We start from the raw sequence: 776 nt of genomic DNA, 5'->3' as shown, positions 1-776 counted from the left end.
TTTTCGTGTCCGGCAAGGTATTGTACTGTCTTTGGATCAACGCCCGCATAGAGAAGATTGGTGATGTAAGTGTGCCGCAGCTGATGAGGTGTCACATCAAAGTCCAGCGTATATTTGATTTGGGGTTGATTCTTCTGGGTCATACCCAGCGTTGGAGTAACCGTATATTTGATACTCTCCCCATTTACATACTTATAATAGTTCCGGGGCTTAGTGGAGCGGACAACGACATACTGCCACACTCTTTGGAACTGCGAGGCAGCCAGTGGCTCTCCTTTGCTGTCAGCGATCACATAATCTGATATGGAATTTTCTTTCGTTTCTCTCAGACAGTCCACCAAACACTTCGGTATCGGAATATCCCTTTTTGCCGCCGGAGTCTTTAGCACCGTAGAAACCACGGGTCTGTTATGCTCTGTACGCCATGCCCGCCTCACCGATAGATAAGGTGTATCCTCGTCCAGAAACACACAATCCCATTGCAGTGCAAGAATTTCTTCCCGACGCAGACCGGAATACAAACCGAGCATAATAAACAAATATGGAGGAAGCCCCTTGACTGTATCCAGAAGCACGGCTACCTGCTGATCTGTCAATGCCTCCTTCTTTTTTGTCGGTTTTCCGCCTTTACCGGATATTCCCGCACAGGGATTGTGTTCAAGAATTTGGTTTCTCTCTGCCGCATAAAAAATGCACTTGAGCAGCATATTGACCTTATTGTATAAGCCTTCCGATTTCTTTGACAATGGAACAAGAGCCAGCCGAATATCGTCAGC

Annotated in this window: 1 protein-coding gene; it reads right to left on the bottom strand. The window is 46.8% G+C overall.

Annotated features, from left to right (window positions below; all coding sequences use genetic code 11):
• Window positions 1–776 (bottom strand): tyrosine-type recombinase/integrase (locus tag ACESZP_RS17930; protein ID WP_499709951.1); only part of this gene is annotated, 776 nt, incomplete at both ends.

This window comes from Candidatus Dorea massiliensis AP6 (assembly GCF_964245105.1).
GTDB lineage: Bacteria > Bacillota > Clostridia > Lachnospirales > Lachnospiraceae > Laedolimicola > Laedolimicola intestinihominis.
The sequence above is the reverse complement of the archived record's forward strand: the minus strand, read 5'-3'. Positions and strand labels throughout refer to the sequence as shown.